The sequence below is a fragment of the Crenobacter sp. CS_VA4 genome (genome assembly GCF_055597485.1).
In genome coordinates, this window is record NZ_JBVMAE010000018.1 from 1 (window position 1) to 23135 (window position 23135).

The 23135-nt window shown below is 61.0% G+C and carries 30 protein-coding genes; 13 read left to right on the forward strand and 17 right to left on the reverse strand.

The genetic code is table 11. The features are described from left to right. From ACZ2IA_RS16140 to ACZ2IA_RS16150, 3 genes are all read left to right on the forward strand, one after another. Nucleotides 1–1432, forward strand: a 1432-nt coding sequence (locus tag ACZ2IA_RS16140; RefSeq protein ID WP_470293616.1) for a CsgG/HfaB family protein, incomplete at its 5' end; no start/stop codon positions are given. Between the two features lie 387 nt (nt 1433–1819). Beyond that, a complete protein-coding gene (locus tag ACZ2IA_RS16145) occupies nt 1820–2365 on the forward strand; it encodes an SRPBCC family protein (RefSeq protein WP_470293617.1) in 546 nt (181 codons plus the stop codon). A gap of 197 nt (nt 2366–2562) precedes the next feature. Then, a complete protein-coding gene (locus ACZ2IA_RS16150) occupies nt 2563–2877 on the forward strand; it encodes a hypothetical protein (protein ID WP_470293618.1) in 315 nt (104 codons plus the stop codon). A gap of 82 nt (nt 2878–2959) precedes the next feature. Here ACZ2IA_RS16150 and ACZ2IA_RS16155 read toward each other — a convergent pair whose 3' ends face one another. From ACZ2IA_RS16155 to ACZ2IA_RS16225, 15 genes are all read right to left on the reverse strand, one after another. Next, the gene (locus ACZ2IA_RS16155; RefSeq protein ID WP_470293619.1) at nt 2960–3400 is read right to left on the reverse strand and encodes an anthrone oxygenase family protein; all 441 of its coding nucleotides are present in this window, start codon (nt 3398–3400) and stop codon (nt 2960–2962) included. A 77-nt stretch (nt 3401–3477) separates the two neighbouring features. Further along, nucleotides 3478–4155: a glutathione S-transferase family protein gene (locus tag ACZ2IA_RS16160; protein ID WP_470293620.1), complete on the reverse strand. Its 678-nt coding sequence runs from the start codon at nt 4153–4155 to the stop codon at nt 3478–3480. Between the two features lie 541 nt (nt 4156–4696). Then, nucleotides 4697–5047: a hypothetical protein gene (locus ACZ2IA_RS16165; RefSeq protein ID WP_470293621.1), complete on the reverse strand. Its 351-nt coding sequence runs from the start codon at nt 5045–5047 to the stop codon at nt 4697–4699. A 105-nt stretch (nt 5048–5152) separates the two neighbouring features. Beyond that, entirely contained in the window at nt 5153–5596 is a 444-nt protein-coding gene (locus ACZ2IA_RS16170) for a VOC family protein (protein ID WP_470293622.1), read from the reverse strand. Nucleotides 5597–5627: 31 nt separating this feature from the next. After that, entirely contained in the window at nt 5628–6011 is a 384-nt protein-coding gene (locus ACZ2IA_RS16175; RefSeq protein ID WP_495849309.1) for a DUF6841 family protein, read from the reverse strand. 121 nt (nt 6012–6132) lie between these two features. After that, nucleotides 6133–6846 (reverse strand): DUF899 family protein, encoded by a 714-nt coding sequence (locus tag ACZ2IA_RS16180; protein ID WP_470293624.1) that lies wholly within the window; start codon nt 6844–6846, stop codon nt 6133–6135. A gap of 140 nt (nt 6847–6986) precedes the next feature. Continuing rightward, nucleotides 6987–7727 carry an oxygen-binding di-iron domain-containing protein gene (locus ACZ2IA_RS16185; RefSeq protein WP_470293625.1) on the reverse strand — a complete coding sequence of 247 codons (741 nt, stop codon included), beginning with the start codon at nt 7725–7727 and terminating at the stop codon, nt 6987–6989. Nucleotides 7728–7889: 162 nt separating this feature from the next. Continuing rightward, the gene (locus ACZ2IA_RS16190; RefSeq protein ID WP_470293626.1) at nt 7890–8159 is read right to left on the reverse strand and encodes a hypothetical protein; all 270 of its coding nucleotides are present in this window, start codon (nt 8157–8159) and stop codon (nt 7890–7892) included. A gap of 220 nt (nt 8160–8379) precedes the next feature. After that, complete coding sequence (locus tag ACZ2IA_RS16195) at nt 8380–8943, reverse strand: dihydrofolate reductase family protein (protein ID WP_470293627.1); 564 nt, start codon at nt 8941–8943, stop codon at nt 8380–8382. Nucleotides 8944–9035: 92 nt separating this feature from the next. Then, entirely contained in the window at nt 9036–9521 is a 486-nt protein-coding gene (locus ACZ2IA_RS16200; protein WP_470293628.1) for an adenosine-specific kinase, read from the reverse strand. Nucleotides 9522–9631: 110 nt separating this feature from the next. Then, nucleotides 9632–10036 (reverse strand): GFA family protein, encoded by a 405-nt coding sequence (locus ACZ2IA_RS16205; RefSeq protein WP_470293629.1) that lies wholly within the window; start codon nt 10034–10036, stop codon nt 9632–9634. Between the two features lie 118 nt (nt 10037–10154). Beyond that, nucleotides 10155–10604 carry a GNAT family N-acetyltransferase gene (locus ACZ2IA_RS16210; RefSeq protein ID WP_470293630.1) on the reverse strand — a complete coding sequence of 150 codons (450 nt, stop codon included), beginning with the start codon at nt 10602–10604 and terminating at the stop codon, nt 10155–10157. Between the two features lie 102 nt (nt 10605–10706). After that, on the reverse strand, nt 10707–11177 hold the full coding sequence (locus ACZ2IA_RS16215) for a cupin domain-containing protein (protein ID WP_470293631.1): 471 nt from the start codon (nt 11175–11177) through the stop codon (nt 10707–10709). A 51-nt stretch (nt 11178–11228) separates the two neighbouring features. After that, entirely contained in the window at nt 11229–11807 is a 579-nt protein-coding gene (locus tag ACZ2IA_RS16220; protein WP_470293632.1) for a fused DSP-PTPase phosphatase/NAD kinase-like protein, read from the reverse strand. Nucleotides 11808–11969: 162 nt separating this feature from the next. Beyond that, a complete protein-coding gene (locus tag ACZ2IA_RS16225; RefSeq protein ID WP_470293633.1) occupies nt 11970–12956 on the reverse strand; it encodes an arginine deiminase-related protein in 987 nt (328 codons plus the stop codon). A gap of 106 nt (nt 12957–13062) precedes the next feature. Between ACZ2IA_RS16225 and ACZ2IA_RS16230 the strand changes: the two genes are divergently transcribed. The 5 genes from ACZ2IA_RS16230 (at nt 13063) to ACZ2IA_RS16250 (ending at nt 17272) form a co-directional block, all read left to right on the forward strand. After that, nucleotides 13063–13953, forward strand: coding sequence for a LysR family transcriptional regulator (locus ACZ2IA_RS16230; RefSeq protein ID WP_470293634.1), 891 nt, complete (start codon nt 13063–13065; stop codon nt 13951–13953). A gap of 255 nt (nt 13954–14208) precedes the next feature. Beyond that, nucleotides 14209–14970 carry a dimethylarginine dimethylaminohydrolase family protein gene (locus ACZ2IA_RS16235; RefSeq protein ID WP_470293635.1) on the forward strand — a complete coding sequence of 254 codons (762 nt, stop codon included), beginning with the start codon at nt 14209–14211 and terminating at the stop codon, nt 14968–14970. Between the two features lie 33 nt (nt 14971–15003). Then, entirely contained in the window at nt 15004–15774 is a 771-nt protein-coding gene (locus tag ACZ2IA_RS16240) for an ABC transporter substrate-binding protein (RefSeq protein ID WP_470293636.1), read from the forward strand. Between the two features lie 87 nt (nt 15775–15861). Next, the gene (locus ACZ2IA_RS16245; protein ID WP_470293637.1) at nt 15862–16533 is read left to right on the forward strand and encodes an ABC transporter permease; all 672 of its coding nucleotides are present in this window, start codon (nt 15862–15864) and stop codon (nt 16531–16533) included. A gap of 10 nt (nt 16534–16543) precedes the next feature. Beyond that, entirely contained in the window at nt 16544–17272 is a 729-nt protein-coding gene (locus ACZ2IA_RS16250; RefSeq protein ID WP_470293638.1) for an ABC transporter permease, read from the forward strand. Between the two features lie 11 nt (nt 17273–17283). On the opposite strand, the gene ACZ2IA_RS16255 is transcribed toward ACZ2IA_RS16250, so the two are convergent. Further along, nucleotides 17284–17775 carry an Lrp/AsnC family transcriptional regulator gene (locus ACZ2IA_RS16255; protein ID WP_470293639.1) on the reverse strand — a complete coding sequence of 164 codons (492 nt, stop codon included), beginning with the start codon at nt 17773–17775 and terminating at the stop codon, nt 17284–17286. Between the two features lie 145 nt (nt 17776–17920). Here ACZ2IA_RS16255 and ACZ2IA_RS16260 point away from each other — a divergent pair, with 145 nt between their 5' ends. The 5 genes from ACZ2IA_RS16260 to ACZ2IA_RS16280 all read left to right on the forward strand — a co-directional run bounded on the left by ACZ2IA_RS16260 (nt 17921) and on the right by ACZ2IA_RS16280 (nt 21626). Then, nucleotides 17921–18073 (forward strand): hypothetical protein, encoded by a 153-nt coding sequence (locus ACZ2IA_RS16260; RefSeq protein ID WP_470293640.1) that lies wholly within the window; start codon nt 17921–17923, stop codon nt 18071–18073. Next, a complete protein-coding gene (locus ACZ2IA_RS16265; protein ID WP_470293641.1) occupies nt 18064–19044 on the forward strand; it encodes a succinylglutamate desuccinylase/aspartoacylase family protein in 981 nt (326 codons plus the stop codon). Before ACZ2IA_RS16260 ends, ACZ2IA_RS16265 begins: the two co-directional genes overlap by 10 nt. A gap of 202 nt (nt 19045–19246) precedes the next feature. After that, complete coding sequence (locus ACZ2IA_RS16270) at nt 19247–20062, forward strand: ABC transporter ATP-binding protein (RefSeq protein ID WP_470293642.1); 816 nt, start codon at nt 19247–19249, stop codon at nt 20060–20062. A 1049-nt stretch (nt 20063–21111) separates the two neighbouring features. Further along, nucleotides 21112–21237: a hypothetical protein gene (locus ACZ2IA_RS16275; protein ID WP_470293643.1), complete on the forward strand. Its 126-nt coding sequence runs from the start codon at nt 21112–21114 to the stop codon at nt 21235–21237. Nucleotides 21238–21314: 77 nt separating this feature from the next. Next, complete coding sequence (locus ACZ2IA_RS16280; RefSeq protein WP_470293644.1) at nt 21315–21626, forward strand: alpha/beta fold hydrolase; 312 nt, start codon at nt 21315–21317, stop codon at nt 21624–21626. 87 nt (nt 21627–21713) lie between these two features. On the opposite strand, the gene ACZ2IA_RS16285 is transcribed toward ACZ2IA_RS16280, so the two are convergent. Then, nucleotides 21714–23120 (reverse strand): c-type cytochrome, encoded by a 1407-nt coding sequence (locus tag ACZ2IA_RS16285; RefSeq protein ID WP_470293645.1) that lies wholly within the window; start codon nt 23118–23120, stop codon nt 21714–21716. Nucleotides 23121–23135 lie beyond the last annotated feature (15 nt).

Genomic DNA, 23135 nt, shown 5'->3' on the forward strand with positions numbered 1-23135 from the left:
GATGGTTAGTCACCCTGGTCAATTTTCAATGAGCAAACCCTCGGTTATCTGGTCAATTTTCAGTGAGCGCCAACACTGTATGAAGTTCAGTCGTATTGTTGGGGCTGCCATTACTGTACTGGCAGTCGTTGCCTGCACGAAAAAAGATGATGTGACGAAAAAGGATGCGGCCCCCTCGGTCTCGCAAGCCAGTGCTCCAACGGCAGCACTGCCGGATGCGGGCAAGCTGACCACCGTCAGCACCACCGCGACCGGGATGGGCGGCAGTGCCGCCGAAGCCGTCGACGACGCGATCAAGGTGGCGATCAAACAAGTGAATGGTGTGGCCATCGATATGAGTTCCGAGCAGTTCAAATCGGTACTCAGCGTCGCCGTCGGTCGTGATGCCGCGCAGTTGCAGGCTCAGGAATTTTCCGAATACGTGGCCAAGCAGTCGGGCGGGGTTGTGACCAGTTTCAAAGTGTTGAAACTGGATGGGCCGGATGGCAACGTCTTCAAGGCGAGCATCGAAGCCAATATCGCCAAGTTCAACGCTCCGGCTGACAGTCGAAAGCTGAAGATCGTCGTCGGTCCGATCCGATTCGATAATGCGTCGTTTCAAGTTGCCGGCGTAGCGGTTCCGTCAGAGAAGGTCGCCGAAGAGGTCCGTCAACAAATTCTCGATGCCTTGACTAACACCGGGCGCTTTTCGGTACTCGACCGCGACCTCGGCGACGATGTGCAGCAGGAGCTCGACATGATCAGTTCGGGACAAGCCCCGGCTGCCGAACGCTCGAAAATGAGCCAGGCGATCAGCGCGGATCTGATCTGGACCGGGCAGATCAACGCCTTCTCGTACCACAAGTCCAAAGGTAGCTGGGCCATTTCGCAGCGGGTTATCAATGTGGCGACTCGACAGGTACAACTGTCGAACATCCTCAAGAACGAGGCGGCCAGCATCGGTCAGGTGCAGTACGACAGCCCGGTGGACGCCGATAAGGCAAGGCAAGGGCTGGAGAGCCAACTGGTTCGCAGCGTAGTGAGTGCGATTCTGGCCCGCACCTTCCCGATCACGGTAGCGTCTCGAGATGGCAATAACGTAGTGCTGAGCCAAGGCGGCCAATCGGTGCGGGAAGGCGGCCGCTATCTACTGGTTTCGATGGGGCAGGAAATTAAGGATCCCCAGACTGGCCAGTCGCTGGGGCGAACTGAGTACGATTGCTGCGAAGTAGTCGTCGACCGGGTCGGTCCAACGATCTCGCAAGGCCATCTCGAGAATATCCGGATGCCACTGGAACAGATTCAGCCCGGCGGACTACAGTTGCGGGAGTTGCGAAGCGGCACCAAAGCGAGCGAGGCCTCCGGCGCGTCGGGCACCGTCGCGAAGAACACCCACGCAAAAAAGGCTAAGCCGGTAACCGACGTCTTCGCCAGTGATAAGGATAAATGGTAGCAGCCATTTCTCACTAACTGGTGGCTCAACAAGTACCCATTGCCGGAACTGATGAGCAATGTTTCAAGCCAGTCTGGCAATCGAGTAAAAAGCCCCGAGGAACTCTCGGGGCTTTTCATTTCACGGCAGCGCTTCTACCCCCTTGGCGGGGCCCAGCGTTTTGCTGTCACTCAGTCCTGCATGCTCGGCCCCCTCCCCCGAAGTGTGGAGTGCCTGATCATGCCTACAGCACCGATGCACGGCTGGAGCGCTTTCTCGCCCACGAATTGCAAACGGCCTCAGCATGAGGCCGGCACACTAGGGGATGATAACGACCCTTGCCGGTGCGATGAATCACGGGTGACTACACTGAATCGGCGGGCCGTCCGCCTCTGAGTGTCAATCATCATGAAAAAATGGAAATGGCTGATCACCGTGCTGCTGGTCGTGGCCGGCCTCACCGCCGTGCTGCAGCTCCCCTTGCCGTTCCTGGGCAGCACCCGCATCGACAACGTGGTGTCGATCGAGCAGCCCAACGCGGTCGTGTTCGACTATGTGACGACACCGGCCAACTGGCCACGCTGGCACCCGTCTTCACTGGCGGTGAGCGGCGCGACGGACCATCCACTGGCCGTTGGCGAGCGGGTCACCGAGGAATACCGTGTGGCCGGCCGGCACGGACACGTGCAGTGGACGGTCATCACCCGGAATAGACCCCATGAGTGGGCGATCGAAGGGACGATCGACGGGCGCAAGGCCGGGACGGTGACCTATACCCTGACCGCGACCGCGCACGGGACCCGGTTCGAGCGAGTATTCGTCTACGGGGCGCCGACGCTGTATTTCGCGCTGTTGAACCGGCTCTTGCTGCGCCGACGGGTTGAGGCCGAGTCGGAAGAGGCGCTCGGGCGCCTCAAAGCCGTTCTGGAAGCCAGACCCGCCGCTCTCCCATAACGGATTTCTTGCTGCCGTGGCATCCCGACTGGTCGCTCGGCGTGGCAACGGACCGGACGTGGAGATGACAGAACGGCCGAAGCGCATCGGGCCTAGCGGCGGCCGGGACGCGGACCGGATTCTAGGGAAAAGCGGACTGCCGTGCGGCAGCCATGGTCTAGGCTTCTAGGACGTTATGCACGCGAGGAGGATCGATAATGATCATCGCACGCTGGAGTATCGAATCACGGTTTGGCTACAAACCGATAGTTATCGAGCACATGAAACACTGGCTTCGAGAGATCGGCTCGCAAGTCGGCTGGACAGAGGAGAATGTGAAACTGCTCACCGGCTCGGTAGGCGCCCACGAATCCACCGTTCAATCAGAAATTCAGCTCAAGGACCTCGCCGACCTTAGCGCCGCCTGGGAAAAGCTGGCCAAAATCGACGCGCATAAGGATTGGAGCAAGGAACTGGAGCCCTACATCGTTTCGGGCACGCCCAAGTGGGAAATATTTAGAATTATTGAGTAAGCACCTACACCGTTATTCTTTGGATAACGGTTAACTTGAGAGGGATGCGGCGCATTTTCGCGCATCCCTCTCGAGGGCAAGATCAGATTTTAAGCAACAGGCTCAGATAAATCACCGCCGCCACCAGGCTCAGCACACTACGAACAGCGTGCAGCCGGCCCCACTTCTCCAGTAATGCACGGGTTTGCGCCGACGCAAGGTCCCGCCCCGGGGCCAACAGTTGCTTGTTGGTCGGCATGATCACTATGAACGTGAAGGGCACGACCAAGCCGATCAGCACGGCCCCGACCAGCCACAGGATGCCCCCACCCAGCAGCCAAGCAGACACACCGGCGAGGAAGCTCACGATGGCCAGTGGCGCTTGCATCGCCGTCGCCCGCTTGTAGCTCGGCACCCACACCGTTGCCGCGGTCTTCGTGTCGCACCCCATCCGTGCCGGATGCTCGACCAGATTGATGTAGATCGCCGCCCCGGCAAACAGGCTGCAGCACAGGGTGGCGACAAACTGGGCGACGTCGAGCATGTAAAACCTCCCCGGTGCCTAACGTTGAAGGTGAACTGTGACTAGGTTGCGACGCGCATGCCGGCACAGCCTTTAGATTAGAGGTGCCGGGTCTCGGCCGGTGGCGATTGCCAGTGGCCGGACGGCGCGAGAGCGGACAAAAAGTCCGGGAGCGGACGGCCTTGGGAAACGAGATAGGCCGCCATCGGGCCGACTACCTGTTTCACGGCGGGTCTCGATGTCATCCTGTCCCGCCATTGGAGGAGCCTCGGGGTGGCCTCGGTCATCGCCGCGCTCATCCGGGCGCCAAATAGTTGCGCCATGTAAAAGGCAATATCGGCGAAGGAGTAGGCCCCGGCGAGAAACTCACGATCGGCCAGGAGCTGTTCCATTTCCCGATAGTAGCGGGCGGCCCCGTTGCGTGCGGCAATCGCCACCGGGTCTTCCGGTGTCGCCTGAAGCCCCATCAGTCGAATGATATGGGGAAAGAACACTTCATCGGACTTGAGTTCGAGCAGGCGCGCCTGGGCCCGGGCAAATGAGCCGGTAGGCCACAGCGCCGGATGGGGCCTCAAATCCTCGAAATACTCGAAGATCTGCGTTGAATCGAAGATCTCCAGGCTTCCATCGATCAGAATCGGCACTTGCTGCTTCGGATTGACCCGAACAACCTCGGGGGTGCTTCGGGTCGTAGCCGCGCGTCCCGTCGAAGGGAACCATGACGAGTTCGAAATCCAGCCCTTTCTCGAGAGCGGCGATCTGCGCCTTGGCGCCAAACATGCTCAAAGGACTGGAGAACAAGCGCATCTTGACGGGGCCGGCGCTCATTCCGCTTTCTCCGCCAAGCCCCGCATCCTGACAAGTAGCGGCGACAGGGAGAAAATGCGGCCGAGTGGATCGAAACGTGTTTGCTTCATGATTGCCCTAACTCCTGGGTTAAGGGGCTACCAAAGCGCCAGCTGTTGGCAACCCCGCTTGAACGAACGGTGAGACACATTCCTACGACCGGATGCCGAACAAGACCTGGAACCGCGCTTTTCCGCCAAACAACCTGAACCGTCAGAACCCTGAAACCCCCGCCGGAGCAAACCGCTCAACGCCTGCCCCACCTTCCGCTTAGCAGGCGGATAGCTCCGACGAAAAGCATCAAAACAAGCAATGACAGCTTCGGCCAAGCTGCGGAAACAGCCAAAACACTAAGGTTGGCCGAACCCCATTCTTCCAACCCAAAACCACTTTTTGGCTTAAACGCTAATTGTTGAAGCTAACCGGCCGCCCGCTTTTGGACGATCCGCGTTGAGCGAAATGTTAGCTTGCTCATGTAAGTAATCTGTTCAGCAAATCACCGAAGCCCCAGATGAGTGTGCCAATAAAGCTAACGAGCGGTCCCCACATTCCGACCGCTGTTCTAGTTCGCCGGTCTTCGTGTACCCACTCCGGGATTGGCTCGCCGATCTGTTTGTAGTGCTCGGGATTCAGGTGACTGAGCCCAGTTTCGGCCTCAAAAACATGGGCTCTGATGTCCTCGCGGATCACGCTTGCTCTCGAAAGAAGGGTTATCCCGACAGCCACCACGAGAGCACCAAAGCGAGCAAACCAAGTGAAGTCCTTGAGCAGGTAGCCAAGCAGCAAGCCGCTAAGGGCGAGCAGCATGGCGAGGGTCAACATGGCGCGGGTGTCTCCAAGTAATGTGCGCATCTCGGAGCGACCTAACGTTTGACATGAGCAGACTGACCACAGCGCCGCTGCTGGCCGATCCGCTCGATGGAAGGGTTAGCCCGGTAGTTGGTCCCACCCGTCATGGCGTTCTCGCCTTTCCTGTCGGTAGTTAGTGACTTCAAGACGAATGCCATCGGGATAGGTAAAGAACGTGGCCCAGTAGTCGGGGGCGTAGCCCGGGTGAAGTTTGGGGTCGGTGGCGGCGATGCCCGCGGCGCGCAGACCGGCGGCGACGGAGACAACGTCGGCTACCGAATCTACGCGAAGGCATAGGTGGTGCAACCCTGGCGAGTACGGGTCATGTGCGTTGCTGGACCTCGCCGGGCGCAGGACATACCCAAAATGACGATTGAAGTATTGGATGTGCTCATCACCCCCCAGGGCGAAGGTGTTCTTGCGGAACCCCAGCACCTCCATCGCACGGTCGTAAAACGCTTCGGATCGTGCCATGTCGGACACGGTGATGTAGATATGGTCGATGCCAATGATCTCGGTCATGGTGTGCTCAGCAGCGTTGTGGGTGGGGCGATCACTTGGTTCTGGTGAGCGCGACGCGAATGTAAGGCTGCTCGTCCTCTCCGAACTGCAGGAGATAAAGCGAGCGTTCGCTGGACTTCTCCGCGCCGGATGCGTCGAACGCCGGCCAACGCACGTCAACCGAGGCAAGTTTCTCGCTCAACGCCTCGACGTGCTGAACATCGGGTCTGGTTGAGACGAGCCCTTGCGATCGATACCACGCGGTGGCTTGCGCGAAGAGCTGCTCAATCTGCTGGGTATCGGCGAGCACCGTTGCCCCGTCATCGGAAAGGAACAAGGCGGGGACCGCAAAGCAGTCCGCTGCTCCTTGCAAGTCACCCGTGCTCAACGCCTTGCCGAGGCGATCCAGCAACTGACCAATCTCCGCCGTATTCATCGTCACGCCTTCCTTTCGTGGGATTGCGCGGCACCCGCCAAGGTAACGGGTGCCTGTTGGGCGCCCCACTTGACCGCGAGGTTAGGCTACCGATGAAGCCCCCATGCCGAAGCCGCGACCCTTACGTTTGGTCGTAGGCCAAGCTCGGGTGCCAGTCTGTCCCCCGCCCCTCCGGCGTGAGGTCGAACAGGTTCCACAGCGGCCATATCAAGTCGACATGTCGGGGATCCTCGCCAGGATTGCGCTGCGCGTACAGAAGCTCGGTGCTGTAGAAGTGGTGGATCTGCCCCTGACGGCGCACGAACACATTGAGCGCGGGGATCTGCTGCCCGTCGGGCGTTTCGCCGTGATAGTCGGCGTTGAAGCTGTTGTGTACCGAAGATAAGAGACGGAGATTCTGCCATCCCCGCTGCCGAGCGAACTCGCGAATACGCTGAATCGGCGATTTGGCGATGACGGCAATGTTGACGCGCTGGAGCACGTGAGGCGCGCTGCCGTTCAGCCCGTCAAGAATGGATGTACACGACGGACACGGCCGTTGCATCTCCGGTCCGTACATAAAGCTATAGAGAATGAGGCTATCCTTCCCCTCGCGGAACAGCTCCGACAATCGAACCTGTTCCACGACCTCGAGATCGGCAAGGTCGGGGCCGCCTTCGTCGAAGACGTAGTCCTCCTTCAACGGGCCGCCCAGCGGCAGCTTCCGCCTCAATGTGGCAACCTGTTCCAGTTGCTTGCGCAGATCGAGTTCCGCTTGCAGCAGCTCGTCCCGCGCCGCCCGATACTGGCCACTCTCGCCCGGAAAGCGGATCGAATGTAATGCGTTCGCCATCATTCCTCCTCCTGTTGCTTGGAGCCGCTAGCAAAACGAGGCTTAGCCGAGTTTCTGCGCAGCTAAAACCCTCCCGGCGTTGTTGCTCTGCATTACCGTACGCCTTGTCAGAGGCGAGTTTCGAGGGTCGTCGTTCCCACGTGTCAAGGACCGCCCTCGGGTTTGCTCAGGAGCTCCTTGATCACGGCCGCCAGGTCGAGCATGGCCTTCCCGCCGTCGCCACGGAACGAGGAACCGTGCATCACCGCGAGGCTTTTTGGCTGCAAGGCGGCGAGCCGGTGCAAGGTGCTGTCCGTGTAAGGAGTGTAGGGCATATCCTTCGCCATCGGCCCCGCAATGCTGCCTTTGATGGCCTCTCTCGCACGCTCGACGATGTCGGACTCGATCACCGGCTCGGGATCGCCCGGCTGGAAGAAGAGATCCGAGCAAAACAGGGTCTGCTCGGTCTCGTCGAAGAACAGGCCCGCGTCCCAACAATGCGGTACATGCGGGGTCGACAGAAACCGAAGCCGGTGCCGGCCAATTTGCAGGACTTCGCCATCGGCGAGCGGGCGCGGTGCACGCTCGGCGAAGTCGCCGACATTGATCATCGCCCCCACAACGCTGCAAAGCGCCTGCGCGTGCGGTGCGATCCCCAGCCACTCGTTCAGGGCGCCACACTCGTCGGCTTCAAAGTGGCTGAATCCGATCCAGCGCAGGTTAGCGGGGTCGATGATCGACGCCACGCCCTCGAGCGTGGTTTGAAACATTCCCTTGAAACCCGTATGCATCAGGAAAGGCTCATCATCCTTAATGAGGAATTGGTTGAATTGGATCCCGTAATCTGGATGGAACGTGGAGATCCGATACGTATCGCGAGCGATTTCAGTCACTTTGCTTTGCATACCAATCCTCCTTCCCATAGCGCGGCCGTCTAACGATGCGGCTCACCGGCTGCGAACGTAGTGAGCGTTCCGGTGCAGCTACTTGTTATCCGGAAAATCGTCACCGTGACTTAAGGACCTGATGCTCTCCTGTTCCCCACCTGCCCTCCGCTCCTCGCGCAGCTAGCCGCGAACTGGTGATGGAGCCAAAAGACCCGCTAGAGCGCCTACCGCAGCAGATCCAATCGCAACGAGAACGTCTGGCACCGGCTTGCCGAGTGCAACGAGTAAAATCGCACCGATAAGAGTGATGAGCACTGCACCACCGAGGGAACCGACGACTATCCGATACAGGAACACGTCCGTTTGAAGCGGAGTCGCGAGATTCTGTAGTGCTTTGGCTGGATCCTTCTTGATCAGCTCTGCCAGATCTGGGTTCTCCGCAACCTTCACTGCTAGCTCTTGCACACTTCCGGAGCCAGTCCCGGATCCAGTTCCTGTCCCAAATGTTCGCGCCATTTTGCATACCTCCTTTGGTTCAATCACCAAGAGCAATTTGTTGCCGGATAGCATTGGAATTAAGCGACGGCGTAGCCGTCCGCTTGACTGACTTGTTAGGCGCAGTGCTCTACATTTCTTCCGCCTTTATTTGTCAAGCGCTAGGTTAGGATAGTTATTCTTTTTTGTTAGGCCGATAGTAAAGTATAACGTTACCTGAACTTAGTACCTTTGTTTTAAAAAGCTTCAAATTTAGCTGTTTGTTCAAGCCTTTGAATAAATGTTTACCGTTGCCCAAGACTACAGGATTCACGACAATCCGATATTCGTCAATCAAATCCATTTGGATAAACGTTACTGCCAAGTCGGAACTGCCGAACATGGCAAGGTCTTTGCCTGGCTGCTGCTTTAGTTTCGTGATTTCTTCCGCAATATTTTCTTTAATTAGCCTTGTATTATTCCATTCAGCCTTTTCAAGCGTTTTTGAAAAAACAATTTTTGGCAAGTTATTCATTTTGTCCGTGACGATTGGATCGTCCGTGGTCGCGGACTCGGATGGCCAGTAATCTGCCATGAGTTGGTAAGTCACGCGCCCAAACAAAAGAGTGTCCACCGAATTGAGAAGGTCAATGGCGTAGGCATTAAACTCGTCATCCACGACATGCCAATCTATTTCCTTGTTTGGCCCTTCAAAGAAACCATCAAGCGTGACCATCATTTGAAAAATGATTTTTCTCATTTATTGCTCCTTTCAGCCGAATGTTGATGGTTAATAGTGGATTGGGGATATGCTTCCTAGCACAGCCAAGCAAGGGGATGCCGGCCCCTCACTCATAGCTTGTAGCCGATCTGCCGCAGCAAATTCTTCCGCCACAGGATGTCGTCGTTGCCTTCGATGTCATTAGCACAGAAGCCGTCCACCACGCCAAGGACACCTCGCCCCTGTTCCGTCTCAGCGAGAATCACTTCAGTTGGATTGGCTGTTGCGCAGAAAATGCGGCACACCTCGGGGACCATTTTGACGGTGTTCAACACGTTCAGCGGATAGAAGCCGTCCCCGAGAAAAATGATGAAGCTATGGCCGGCGGCAATGGCTGTCGCATTCTTCTGGGCCAGTTCGATCATGGCGGGATCGGTGCCAGACCATCGCACCAGGCATTTGCCAGAGGCTTCACAAAAGGCCACGCCAAACTTGATACCTGGCACGGCTGCAACCAGCGCTTCGTGGATGTCCTCGACGGACTTGATGAAGTGCGTCTGACCAAAAATGAAGTTCGTCGCTTCCGGCTTATCGATTTTCACAGTGATGAGTTGCATCTCAAACTTCTCCTTTCCCGATATTGTTTAACGGTGCGGAAATCATGAAGTGCTATCACAGGGCTCGAATCAGACTCATCAGATGAGTCGAACAAACCCCCTAACTCTTGTTAGAGGTGGCGGATCTCGTCTGGCGTAGACTGCCAATTATTATTTCGCCCGTCGGCATAGCGAACCGGAGCATTGGCCAGTACAGCTGTATCGATATCATCGAGGCAGGCCAGGTTAACGGAATAGAAATCGCCCCCGAGGACATCGAGATGGCCCCGGCCAAATGACCGAACCCCGCAGCGCGTACAGAACAAATGGTGCATGCTGTGGCTACCGAACTGGTAGTTACTCAGGCTGTCATCCCCGGCGAGCAAACGGAAGGCTTGTGGTTTTACAATGACGTTCCAAGACCTCGTCTTGGTACAAATGGAGCAGTTACACTTCCCGGTGCCAGCACTCAAATCAATGTCTGCCTCAAAGCGAACATTTCCACAATGGCAGCTTCCACGGTATGTCTTATCCATTTCAACCTCCTGTGCTTTGACGAGTCCACTACATCAGAAAAGCATTTTCCATCTGCATGGGAAGGCTTTGTAGCCTGAAATAACTGGCCTGCGTCAGCAGGTCCAGTTGATTGATGTGTTAGATTTTTTTGCGTAGAGCTTTAACAAAAAAATACTCCACCTCATTTACACCTAGATCTAGCGCACCAATTTCGCGCAACCCGGCAGACCGATGCCTAGCTATTTCAATTTCACGGCATGCTGAAACAAGCAGTTGGTCAAAACCAAGAGATTCAAGGTAATGCTCAACTTCAGAAAACAACATAGAACCTACGCCAAGACCTCTGAAGTCTGGTTTGACATACCACCAGCTAAAAAGAGGGATACGAGAAGCATACAGAAAATTTAAAGAAGCATAACCTACTGGAGTTCCGCTGTGCTCTGCCAAAAACACGGAACCAATATCAATGTTAGATTTGATGACTTGCTCATCAATACGAGTAATGCGACCGAATTGATCCAATCGTTCGAATGCCAAACATACATGCAGATCATCTAGTATCGCTTGACGAATTACTAACTGGTGCATCAGTTCACCTGTTTGCATCGGATTGACATCTAACGACTCAAGGTAACCGGCGCATCCTGCACGAGCAGCCAACTACGTGGCAGCGGAAACCACGTGTCGGATTCACGGATGCGGGTGCATAGGATCGACCCAATAGACCTCTTCCGGTGGCTCGCCGGGCTCGACATCCAGATTAATGACAATCGGATCTTGACCGCTGCGGACGACCACGCAACTGAGAACCTCGGTCTTGCTCGCGTTGATCTCTTGATGGGGTACGAACGGCGGAACGTAAATGAAATCGCCAGGTCCTGCCTCTGCGACAAACTCTAGGTGTTCGCCCCATCGCATACGTGCCCGGCCGCTCACAACGTATATGACGCTTTCCAATTCTCCATGATGGTGAGCACCCGTTTTGGCGTTGGCATCGACGGTGACCGTGCCTGCCCAAAGTTTGCTGGCCCCCGTCCCGGCATGTGTGATCGCGGCCGCTCTCGTCATGCCAGGCGTTTGCGGCGTATTGAGATCGAGTTGCGAGCCCGGAATGATCTTGACTCCAAGATCGCGCCAATTTGGCTTTGATTCAGAACTCATTTCATCCTTCCTTAAAGCACTGGGTGTTAGGCGCCGAAGCCGAGTGACAAATCACGGCAAGGTCTTTCCGTCGAAGTCTTCCCAAACATCAACCAGGCCAGGGAACAACGCCCAGTGAAAGTTGTTCTCCCGCATTTCCTTGAACGCCTGTGATTTTGTGAAGTGATCATGCCGGACGCGAAAGAGCCCAACTATCAGACCGGTTCTATCCTGGCCGTGAAGACAATGTACATAGATGGGCCACCGGCTCTCATCTTCCAGTGTCTCAACAGCCAGCCTGATTCGCTCAGGATTCGGAGCCTCGAAGAAATCTTTTAGGTCGGATGGCGGACCTGACGCATCCACCACGGTCATTCCTAACCTTGTGGCCTCCTCGTCAGATCCCTCGGATGGTAAATCAAGCTTTACAACGGTCTTAACGCCTAGTGACTTCAGGTATGACCATCCCTTGGCAGTTGGCTGGCCACCTCGATACACTCCTATGTCCACTGGTTGGAAATTTGGAACCCCGGTTTCTGCACCCTGGCCTTGTGAGGCAGATGATCCTATTGCGCAGCCGACTTCGATTGCTGTTGCGCAAAGCGCCAGAATAACCTGGGCATAACGTATTCGCCTGTTAGCTGTGACCATCGAAATCCTCCTGATGGCGGTATCGCCTTGTTGCTCGATACCCGCCTCGTCACTCCCCCTTTAGGTTAGCCGAACCCGGATAAAACGAGAGCCGCGCAATGCGCGGCTCTCTGCTTAACGGTCTCCCGGACAGGTCCGTCCTGGGCCTACAGGCCTTGTACCCTACTGGCGAGGCAGGAACACCTCGGCCAGCATGCAGCGGCAGCTGCCGCCGCCGACCGCTTCGATGGTGGGGATGGGGTTCACCACCGGCTGACCGTGCTGCTCCAGGCGCCGCTGCTGTTCTGGTGTGAAGCCGTGCCAGGCCTGCTCCGACATCACCATCAGCGGCGTGCCGTCACGCGCGGCCAGCTGCAGGATGTTGCCGCAGAAGTGCTGCTCGACCTGCTCGAAGCTGATGTCGATCACCTCGTGGTGTTCGGCCAACTTGGCCAGCACCTGATCGCGCTCGTCGTCGCGGCACAGGCTCTGCCCGCAGATCACCGCGACCCGCTCGCCAACGCTCATCATCACGTTGGTGTGGTAGATCGGCACGCCGTGGCTGTCGGCGGTGTCGAACAGCACCACGTCGTCCAGACCGCGCAGCCGCGCATAGCGGTACAGGGCCCCCGGGTGGCAGCGGTGCGAGCGCGCAGCGTAGACGCGGCGGCGCGGGTGGTCGAAGATCATCACCCCGGTGCCCTCGAGGATCAGTTCCTCTTCGAGCGGGTGGCCGGCCCAGCTGAGCTGGTCGATGCGGAAGCCGTGGTCGAGCAGCAGCCGGGTCAGCTCGTCGACGCGGCGTTCGCGGCGGCGGTTCGGGGTGTGCATCGGGTAGACGTACACCGAGCCGTCGGGCGTGGTGGAAAACCAGTTGTTCGGGAACACCGCGTCTGGGGTCACATGCTCGTCGTGGCGCTTGTCGAACACCAGCACGTCTAAGCTGTGCGCCTGCAGCCGTTCGACCATCGCGTCGAATTCGGCGAGCGCGCGGCGCGTGACCTCGTGCGGCGCCAGGCCGAGCCGGTGCTGGAACACGTTGTCGGCACCGGTTTCTTCATTGAAGGCGAAGTCGACGGGGCGTACCATCACCACGGCGCGGGCCAGTTGTGGCAAGGGCGTGCGGGTACGCGCGAGTTCGTCTTCCCAAGGTATTTGCAGTTGTCCCATGGTGGGTGGCGGTTCGGTGGGTGGCAGAGCTGCTATAGTAGCGACGCCCCAGATCAAACAAAAAGTTGGATTTGTTTTCCCAAACCATAACAACTCGGAATGGATTGTGAACATCCCCGCCCTGCGCGCCTTCGTCTGCGCTGCCCGTGAATCGTCGTTCTCACGCGCGGCCGACCAACTGCACCTGACCCAGCCGGGTCTGAGCAAGCGGATCGCCGGCCTGGAAGACTCGCTCCGGGTCCAGCTGTTCGACCGCATCGGGCGACGCACCGTGCTGACCGAGGCGGGCCGCACCTTCCTGCCGTTCGCGCTGCGCATCCTCAACGAGGCCGACCAGGCCGGCCAGGCGCTCAAGGCGCTGCTGCCGGCGCAGACCGGCCGGCTGTATCTCGCGACCACCCAGCACATCGGCCTCTACTACCTCAAGCCGCTCTTGGCAGCGTTCGTGCGCCACTATCCCGGCATCGACATCGAGGTGGACTTCAAGACCTCGGTGGAGTCGCACCGGCTGCTGTGCGCCGGCGAGTTGGAGCTCGGCTTCATGTCCGAACCGCCGCTGCACGAGCAGTCGCTGGAATACATCCCGGTGCTCGACGAGCGACTGTGCTTCGCGGTGTCGGCCAACCATGTGCTAGCCCTCCAGCCCGAGGTGACGCTGCACGACCTGACGCTGTACCCGGCGCTGCTGCCCGGCCCGAACACCCGTTTCAGAAGGCTGATCGAGAACCTGTTCAGCGAACAGGGGCTGGCGCTCGACGTGCGCCAGCCGTCCAACTACCTCGAGGCGTTGCGCATGTTGGCCGAAACGGGCCTGGGCTGGAGCGCGCTGCCGCTGGTGATGATCACGCCGGAGCTGGTACGCCTGCCGCTGCAGCAGCACGAGCCGAGCCGCACCATCATGCTCGCCTACCACCGCAAGGTCAGCCTGTCCGGCCCGGCCAGGCTGTTCCTCGACTGGGTGCGCGAGCACGGCCTGGCCCAGCCCGCGGCCGACTGAGCCTCCCGCTTCCCCTCCTGTCCTTGTCCCCCGCCAGGCCCGGCCCGCCAGGGTCGGGACCGATTCGCGCTGTCAGCGCCGCCGATTTCAGCCGCACCTGGCTGTCACGAAACCGTCATACGACAGATGCCGACCGGCACGCCTCCCTAGAATGATTTGCAAGACGACGCTGGCGGCGCCGGTTCTGGCCACAAAACGCCGAGTCTTACCTGCCTCTTCATTGTTCGCTTTGTCTGAAACGGGAGTGTTTGCCGTATGTACTTTACCCATGCCATTACCCGCGTCCCGGCCGATACCGTCGCCCGTGGCCTGACCACTGCCAATGCCGGCGCACCGGACCCGGCACTGACCCGCGCGCAGTTTCGCGACTACGTCGACATCCTGCTGGGGCTCGGCCTGACCGTCACCACGCTGCCGCCGCAGCCGGACTATCCGGATGCGCACTTCGTCGAAGACACCGCGGTGCTGATGCCGGAACTCGCCGTCATCACCAACCCGGGCGCGCCGTCGCGCCGCGGCGAGGTGGACACCATCGCGCCGCTGGTCTCGCGCTTCCGCCACGCGGTGCGGATGGGCGAAGGCGCCCATATGGACGGCGGTGATGTGCTGATGATCGACAAGCGCTTCTTCGTCGGGCTGACCAGCCGCACCAACGAGGCGGGCTTGCGCGAATTCGCCGCCGCGGTCGAGAAGTTCGGCTACACCGTCACCGCGGTCGAGGTCGGCGCGGGCCTGCACCTGAAGTCGATCGTCAACTACGTTGGCCGAAACACCCTGATCCTGTCCGAGGACAGCGTCGACAACCCGGTGTTCAAGGGTTTCAACCAGATCGTTCTGGCCAAGGACGAGGAATACGCCGGCAACACGCTGTGGATCAACGACACGCTGATCACCCCGTCGGGCTACCCGGACACGCTGAAGAAGCTCAAGACGCTGGGCCTGCCGATCATCGAAACCGACACCAGCGAAATCCGCAAGATGGATGGCGGACTCACCTGCATGTCGCTGCGTTTCTGATACCGTGTTTCCCTTTAAGCAAAGGAATCCTGAATGAACAAGATCACCGCATTGTGGCTGGCCGGCGCTCTGGCGTCGGCGTCGGCCCCGCTGTTCGCCAAGGACATCAAGGAAATCCGCTGGGCTGTCGACGGCGGCTACCCGCCGTTCGACGTGCTGTCGCCCAACGGCGAAATCACCGGCTTCGACCCGGACATCGCCAAGGCGATCTGTGCCGACCTGAAGGCGCGCTGTGTGTTCGTGAAGCAGCCGTTCGACAGCATGATCGCGGCGCTCAACGCCAATAAGTACGACGCGGTGATCGCCTCGCTGAACGTCACCTCCGAGCGGCTGAAAGAGGTCGACTTCTCCGACAAGTACTACTCGTCCGCCCCGCGCCTGGTCGCGAAGAAGGGCAACCCGCTGCAGCCGACCGTCCAGTCGCTGGCCGGCAAGACCGTCGGCGTGCAGTCCGGCTCGATCCACGAGACCTACGCCAAGAGCCACTGGGCCGGCCACGGCGTGAAGATCGTCACCTATGCCAACCAGGACAACGTCTTCCTCGACCTGGCCTCGGGCCGGATCGACGCGGCGCTGCAGGACAACATCCAGGCCGAGACCAGCTTCCTGCGCACCGACAAGGGCAAGAACTTCGCCTTTGCCGGGCCGAAGCTCGGCGGCAACGGCACCCCGGTCGCGATCGCGCTGCGCAAGTCCGACCCGGAGCTGAAGGCCGCCATCAACAAGGCGATCGCCCACATCCGCGCCAACGGCACCTACGACAAGATCCAGAAGCAATACTTCGCGTTCGATATCTACAACTGATCGGTCCGAGCCGGTGCGGGCGCCTCTTCGGGGGCGTCCGTACCGAGTCTTTTTAGTCTGTTGTCCGTTTCGTGAGGCGAATCCGAGATGGTGTCCTCGTACTTACCACTGATCCTGTCCGGCGCGCTGCTAAGCTTGCGCGTCGCGCTGGTGTCGCTGCTGCTGGCGCTGCTGTTCGGGCTGCTAAACGCATCGATCAAGCTGTTCGGACCGCGCTGGCTGCGCGTGGTGTCGGTGTCCTACACCACGGTGATCCGCGGTATCCCGGAGCTGGTGATGATGCTGCTGCTGTTCTTCGGTGGCGAGCGGCTGTTCAACCTGGTGCTGACCGCGCTCGACCTGCCGAGCGTCGAGTTCAACAAGTTCATCGCCGGCGTCTTGACCATCGGCTTCATCTTCGGCGCCTATTACACCGAGACCTTCCGCGGCGCCTTCCTGGCGGTGCCGAAGGGCCAACTCGAGGCCGGCCTCGCCTTCGGCATGTCGCCGTGGCGCGTGTTCCGCTCGATCCTGTTCCCGCAGATGCTGCGTTACGCCCTGCCCGGCATCAACAACAACTGGCTGTCGCTGATGAAGTCGGCGGCGCTGGTCTCGCTGATCGGCCTGGAGGACATGGCCTGGTTGGCCGAACAGGCCGGCCGCGCCACACAGAAGCCGTTCCTGTTCTATTTCGTGGTGTGCCTGATCTACCTGGCGATCACCGCCGTCTCCGGCGGGACCTTCCGCTGGCTGAGCCGGCGCTACAACTACTGCGCCTGAGGAGGCCAAGATGGTGATGGATGAGGTGATCAAGGCGCTGCCGGCCTACCTATGGTCGGACGGCACGCAATGGACCGGGCTGGTGGTGACCGCCAAGCTGTTCCTGATGTCCGGGGCGCTCGGCATGCTGTTGGCGATGGGGCTGGCGCTGGCCAAGGTCTACGGGCCGCGGCCGCTGGCTTGGGCGATCGGCGCGTTCAGTTATTTCTTTCGCGGCACGCCGCTGTTTCTGCAGCTGATGCTGATCTATTACGGCGTGTCGCAGTTCGACTGGGTCAGCGACGGCTGGCAGGATGGCAACCGCTTCTGGCTGCTGTTTCGCGACGCGACCTTCTGTGCGGTGCTCGCCTACGTGCTGAACACCGCCGCGTACGCGCTGGAGATCCTGGCAGGTGCCTTGCAGACCTACCCGAAGGAGGAGATCGCCGCGGCCGAGGCGTTCGGCATGTCGCGCAGCCAGCTGATCCGCCGCATCGTGCTGCCCGGCGCGCTGCGCCGGGTGATCCCGGTGTTCAGCAACGAGATGGTGTTCCTGCTGCATGCCACCGCCTTGTCGTCGACGGTGACGCTGATGGACATGACCGGCGTCGCACGCGGGCTGTACGCCGACACCTACTCGCCGTTCTACCCGTTCCTGATGGCCGCGGCGCTGTACCTCTGCTGCACCTTCGCGCTGCTCTATCTGTTCCGCGGTGCCGAGCAGCGCTGGCTGGCGTTCCTTAGGCCGCGCGAATCCTGATCGCCGGCGCCTCAGGCCTCGAGGCTGGCCATACCGGGCAGCGACGAGGCACCGCGCTTGATCTCCTGCAGCTCGGTGGTGGTGATGATCTTGTCGATCTTGAAGGCGCTGCTACCGAGCCAGCGTTCGGCCAACTCGCGGTACTGGTTGATGTCCTTGCAGCCGATCCGTATCAGGAAGTCGAAGGTGCCGCTGACCAGCCAGCAGTCGAGCACCGCCGGAGTGTTGAGCAGTTCGCGGGTGAACGCCTGCTGCGAGACGACGTGATCGGCCAGTGCCACCTGCGCCAGCACCACCACCGCATGGCGCGGCTCGGGTAGCTCGACGATGGCGGTGTAGCCCTTGATGACCCCGGCCTTCTCCAGCCGCCGGACCCGCTCGAGACAGGGGCGCGGCGTCAGGTTGACCTGCTCGGACAGGCGCTGGAAGGGAATGCGGCCGTCCTGCTGCAGGGCCGCCAGGATCTTCAGATCGATCCGGTCGAGGGTAGCGTTCTTGTCCATTCGGTGGGGGTGGAAAGCCTTGGGCAATACGGGGTTGCAAGAGATTTTGATTGGAGCTTCCGCCCCTGCATTTGTCAAGGTGTCTGACAAATGGTGGCGAGCTCGCTTCAACTATTCAGATGGCTGTTTTTTGCAAGGAAACACTATGGTCTCGCAAGTACGACATCACTCGCTGCTGTCGCGCAGCATCGGCACCCATCGTGAGCTGATCAGCCTGCACTACGGGGAGGCGGAAAGCGGCCCGAAAGCCTATCTGCAGGCGACCTACACGCCGACGAACTGCCGGGCATGCTGGTGATGCATCATCTGCGCCAGCTGCTCGACCGGGCGGACGAGGAAGGCCGCATCCGCGGCGAAATCGTGCTGGTGCCGCTCGCCAATCCGATCGGCCTTGCACAGCGCTTGCTGCACGAGTCATCCGGCCGGTACGAGCTCGCCAGCGGCGAGAATTTCAATCGCACCTTCCCGGACTTCCACGCGCAGATCCGGCAAACGGTCGAACCGCAACTGGGCGACGACCCCGCCGGCAACCTCGCCATCGTTCGTGCGGCGATCAGGGAGGCACTCGCCACGGTGCAACCCTCGACCGAGCTCGGCTCCTTGCGCCACACGCTCAGCACGCTGGCGCAGGACAGCGATCTGGTGCTCGACCTGCACTGCGACCGTGAGGCGGTGCTGCATCTTTACACCGACGAGCCGTTCTGGCCGGACTGCGAGCCGCTGGCCCGCTACCTCGGCGTCGACGTGACCGTACTCGGGTGCGGCGTGGGTGGCACCACCTTCGAAGAGTCGTGCGGACAGGTCTGGTGGCGCTTGGCCGAAGAGTTCGCCGCCGACCGGCCGGTGCCGCTCGGCTGCGTCTCCGCCACCGTCGAGCTGCGCGGTCAGCGCGACCTGAACCATGCGCAGGCCAGCCGGGACGCGCTGGCGATCTACGCCTTCCTGCAACGGCGCGGCCATCTCGCTGGCACACCGCCCGAGCTGCCGCCCGCGGTCGGCGCCCCCCTGTATTGGGACGGCATGGCCAGCGTCACCGCCCCGCACGCCGGCCTGGTCGTCTACGCCCGCGAGGTCGGCGAGCGGGTCGAGGCCGGCGGCCTTGTCGCGGAAATCATCGACCCGTTCAGCAACCGGGCTACTCCCGTCTGCAGCGAGATCGCCGGCGTGATGTACGCCCGCCATCTGCAACGCTACGTCCAGCCGGGCAACGAGTTGTGCCGGGTCGTCGGCCAGGCGGTGACCGGCGCGGATCGCGTCGTGCTGCCGTAGCGCCACTAACAGAAACCCCCTGACGTTGTTGTACCGCCTTGCCGTACGCCTTGTACTGTCTGCGGCGGCACGCCTAGTCAGGGACGCTGCACTGATTTTTAGCTTCGCAGAAACTCGGCAAAGCCTCGTTTTGTTAGCGGCGCTTAAGCCAGCTTCGGCCAAGTTGCCGCAACAGAACGACATTAAGAAAGAAGGACAGAGGATGAAACTGAGCGAGCTCCCCACCGAACTGACCACCGGCAAAGCCGCCGCCGTGAAGCTGCGGGTCGAGGATATCCACAAGCGCTACGGCGACAATGAAGTCCTCAAGGGGGTATCGCTGACCGCGCACGCCGGCGACGTGATCAGCATCATCGGCTCCTCCGGCTCGGGCAAGAGCACCTTTCTGCGCTGTATCAACCTGCTCGAACAGCCGGACAGCGGGCGCATCCTCGTGGGCGAGGAAGAGCTGCGCCTGGTGCCCGACCGGAGGAACGGCGCCCTGCACGCCGCGGATCAGCGGCAGCTGGCACGCATCCGCACCAAGCTCGCGATGGTGTTCCAGCACTTCAACCTGTGGGCGCACCTGACCGCGCTCGAGAACATCATCGAGGCACCGGTGAAGGTGCTCGGGCTGTCGCGCGACGAGGCGGTCGTCCGAGCTCGCCATTATCTGGAAAAGGTCGGGCTGAAAGGGATGGAGGACAAGTTTCCGTCGCACCTGTCCGGCGGTCAGCAGCAGCGCGTCGCGATCGCCCGCGCACTGGCGATGGAGCCGGAAGTAATGCTGTTCGACGAGCCCACCTCGGCGCTCGACCCGGAGCTGGTCGGTGAAGTGCTGAAGGTGATGCGGGACCTGGCGCGGGAGGGACGAACGATGGTGGTCGTCACCCACGAAATGGGCTTCGCCCGCGAGGTATCCAACCACGTCATATTCCTGCATAAGGGCTGCATCGAAGAGGCGGGCGACCCGCAGGAGGTGCTGACCAGGTGCCGCAGCGAACGGCTGGCGCAGTTCCTGTCCGGCCGGCTCAAGTAAGCGTCGATCTGGCGGCTGGCCGAGCCTGTTCTCATCGCTCCCGTAGGAAAGGGAGGGGGTGTGCCATAGGACATGTTTCTGCTAGCGGGGGTTTTGTCGGTCTCGCCCGACCGGCGAGTTCCTTTTCTTGTCTCGCCAAGAAAAGGAACCAAAAGAAGGCGACCCCAATGCGCTGGCCTTCGGCTTCCCTCGCGCCTGCCAAGCGGCCAGGCGCCGCCGAACTCGCGGGCGGCTAACGTCCGCCCACTCGAACATGCGGCGGCTTAAGACCTGGCCGCTTGACGATCGCTCGGCAGCGCAAAGGGGGAATGGCAGGACGACTGTAGCCTATCTGGGAATTGAAGATTTAATGCTGTAGAGAGGGCTCGATTGAGCATTTCTCACGTTGGCCGATTCCTGTCATTCGGCCAACCCTTTACTGCAATCGGCAAGAGCAAGAGATGTCAGCTTACTGCTCTACTCCTCCCCCAGTCCCCGCTCATCACCGCTTTTCCTAACAGTTTCAACGTTTGTTACCAACGAGCCCCTTTCCCCATCGACGCCGCCGAGGACGGACGTGGACAATGGGGGTAGTCGGCGAGCACTGTCCGAGTGACGGCGTAGCCGGCGCGAGTTGCGCAGCCGCCCATTGGCCGCGTCCGCCCGCAGGGCAGCCCGCGATAGCGGGCCGGCGTCGTCGGGGTCGCCTTTCTTTGGGCCCTTTCTTTGGCGAGACAAAGAAAGGGCCTCGCCAGTCGGGCGAGACCGACAAAGCCCCACTCTCCTGCAACGTTGGCCGAAACCCTTCCCCCCGGCCGAGTAGCAAATAGATGGGTGAAGCGCAGCGCAACCCATCAAACCATCACACGACAGCGATTTGATGGGTTACGGCGTAAACGCCTTCCCCCATCCTACTTGCTGGTCGGTGCATTGGTGATCATCCCGATCATCCTGGCCTACACTACGTTGGGCTACTGGGTGTTCCGCGGCAAGGTGCGCGAGAGCGACTGCGGCTATCACTGACCCTCCCTGCCCGGCCCGTCGGGCAGTCAACGACGCGAGATCGCATCATGAGCACCGACAAGACGAGCAAATCCGGGCAATGGCGCTGGTTCATCGGCCTGTGGCTGGCCGGCGTGGCGGCGGTAGCGCTGGTTGCGTCACTGCTCCACCTGCTGATCGACCTGGTGCGCTAGCCCCCCGGGCGGTCGGCGTCCTCCGGTTTCATCGGGTGGCAGCCCTCGTCCTTGCTGCCGGGGAAAGGAGACTGGCCATGGCCAAGCTGAACATCGTGCTCGTGCACGGCGCCTGGGGCGATGCCTCGCACTGGCGGCACGTCATCCCCCTGCTGCACGCCAAGGGCTACCACGTCGCCGTGGTGCAGAACCCGCTCACCAGCCTGGCCGACGACGTCGAACGCACCAGCAAGCTCGCGCTGGCGCAAGGCGGCCCCACCCTGCTGGTCGGCCACTCCGACGGCGGTGCGGTGATCACCGGCGCGGGGCATGCGCCCAATGTGGTCGGACTGGTCTATATCGCCGCGTTCGCGCCCGACGAGGCCGCCCGCTCTCTGGCACAGGACTGATCCCGTTCGGCCAACGTTGGCCGAACACGGCCGCCAACAAAAATGCCGCACCCCGAGGGGAGCGGCATCGTCTTGTCGCACAGCGGATCAGGCCTTGCGGCGGCGGCCGATCAGCCAGCCAATCAGGCCGATGATCACCACCGCCGCGCCGACCAGCCACGGCAGCAGTTTGGGCAACTTGGCCAACAGCGGCGGCTCGCCGCCCTCGCGCGCCACCGCCACGTCGTGGGTGCTCACCTGCAGCGCCGGGTTGCCGTACTGCTTCAGCGTGTAGTTGGCCACCGCGGCGATCTGCTCGTCGGAGAGCGAGCTCACTTGGCTGTCGGCGCCGAAGCCCGGCATGAACACCTGCTTGCCGTCGGTATTGCGCGCGACCCCGTGCAGGATCACCGCGATCAGGTTGCTGGCGCTGCCGCGCCCGAGCGTGGTGTTATGGCTCAGCGACGGGTAGTACTGGTCGGCGGTGCCGCTGCCGGCCGGCTGGTGGCAGCTCGCGCACACCGCGCTGAACAGTTCGGCGCCGGCGGTGACATTGCCGGCCGACACGCCGGCCACGCCGCGCAGCGTCGCCTCGTCACTGTTGGCCGAACCGAAGGCGTGGCCCGGCCGCTGGTCGCCCGGGTCGCGGATCGCCGGGATGTCCTTCACGTACACCGCGATCGCTTTCAGGTCGGCATCGCTCAGGTGCTGCAGGCTGTGCTCGACCGCCTCGGCCATCGACCCGGCCGCCTGCGCCTTGCCGACCGCCCGGCCGGTCTTCAGGTATTGGATGATTTCCGCCTCGCTCCAGCCGCCCAGGCCACTGACCGGGTCGGAGGTGATGTTCGGCGCGTACCAGGCCCCGAGCGCGCCGCCGGCGTAGGCCTGGCCGCTTTTCTCGGCCATCAGCGCGTTGCGCGGCGTGTGGCAGGACGAGCAGTGCTCGAGCGCCTCGGCAAGATACGCGCCGCGGTTCCACTCGACGCTCTTGCCCGGGTCGGGCTGGAACGGCGCCTTGTCGAAGAACAACAGGTTCCAGCCGCCCATCGCCAGACGCACGTTGAACGGGAACGGCAGCTTCGTCGCCCTGGCCGCGCCATCCACCGGCACCACCGCCTGCATGAAGTAGCTATACAGCGCCTTCACGTCGTCCGGCACCAGCTTGACGTAGGCGGTATACGGCATCGCCGGATACAGGTGCGCGCCGTCGGCACGGATGCCATGACGCAACGCGCGGTCGAACTCCTCTTCGGTGTAGCCGCCGATGCCGCCGTTCTTCGACGGGGTGATATTGGTCGAGTAGATGGCGCCCAGCGGCGACTCGATGGCGTAGCCGCCGACAAACGGCTTGCCGCCCGGCGCGGTGTGGCAGGCGGCGCAGTCGGCGGCGCGGGCGAGGTACTCGCCGCGCTTGATCTGATCGGCACCGGCGTCTTGGGCGTGGGCGGCGCCGGCGCACAGCAGCGCCACTAGGGCGAGCGCGCGAACGCGGCTGAACAGGTAGGCAGGATTCATGGCGTCTGGGTCTCC